1 protein-coding gene is annotated in these 894 nt (G+C 63.2%); it reads right to left on the reverse strand.

What is annotated here, in order from left to right; translation table 11 throughout:
- Window positions 1-201 precede the first annotated feature (201 nt).
- Window positions 202-894: IS256 family transposase (locus AACY45_RS27110; protein ID WP_339548500.1), on the reverse strand; the 693-nt coding region annotated here is incomplete at its 5' end.

Below are 894 nucleotides of genomic sequence, written 5' to 3' on the forward strand. Positions count from 1 at the left end.
CTGTCATAGTGGAAGCGTTTGACGGTCGCCTCCTTGGGGTCGGTTCCGGTTGAGGGCGAAATGACACCCTAAGCGTGGGGCACGAAGCACGTGGTCTGAGTTTATGGTCGAGCCGGCCGTTCATCGGGCATTCGCGCCGCGATGCGGTTTCGCCGCTGCCGGCACTGTCAGGATTTCCGTGTGTGGGCGGGCGGTTGAACATTACGCCGCCATGGCCCTGATGAAGCGCTCGCCGAAGATGACGGCGAACTGGGCCTTGGCCATGGACCACTCCCGTGGCGGCATTTTCCACTCTTTCTCCGATCGGTTCAAGATCAGATAGAGCAGCTTGGTGGCAGCCTCGTCGCTGGGAAAATGGCCCCTGGCGCGGACGGCGCGTCTGAGCTTCGAGTTCAAAGCCTCGATCGCATTTGTGGTGTAGACGATCCGGCGGACCTCGTCGGGGAACGCAAAGAACGGGATCACTTCGCCCCAGGCGCGCCGCCAGCTTTGGCCGATGGCAGGATAGCGTTGGCCCCAGGGGCCGGCCTCAAACGCGCTCAGCGCCTGTTCGGCCGCCTCTGCGCTGGGCGCGCGGTAAATCTCCTTGAGCGCGCTGGCGAGGTTCTTGCGGTCTTTCCAGGACACGAAGTCCATCGAGTTCCTGAGCAGATGCACGATGCACGTTTGGACGATCGCGTCGGGGAAGACGGCGGTGATCGCCTCGGGGAAGCCCTTGAGGCCATCGACGACGGCGAGCAGGATATCCTCGGTGCCGCGGTTGCGCAGCTCGTTCATTACCCGCAGCCAGAACTTCGCACCCTCATTCTGCTCGAGCCACAGGCCGAGGACCTCCTTCGCGCCGTCGGCGCGAACGCCCAGCGCGATGTGAATGGCTTTGTTGCGAACTATGCC

This window comes from Pseudomonas sp. RA_35y_Pfl2_P32 (genome assembly GCF_963970735.1).
Lineage (GTDB): Bacteria > Pseudomonadota > Gammaproteobacteria > Pseudomonadales > Pseudomonadaceae > Aquipseudomonas.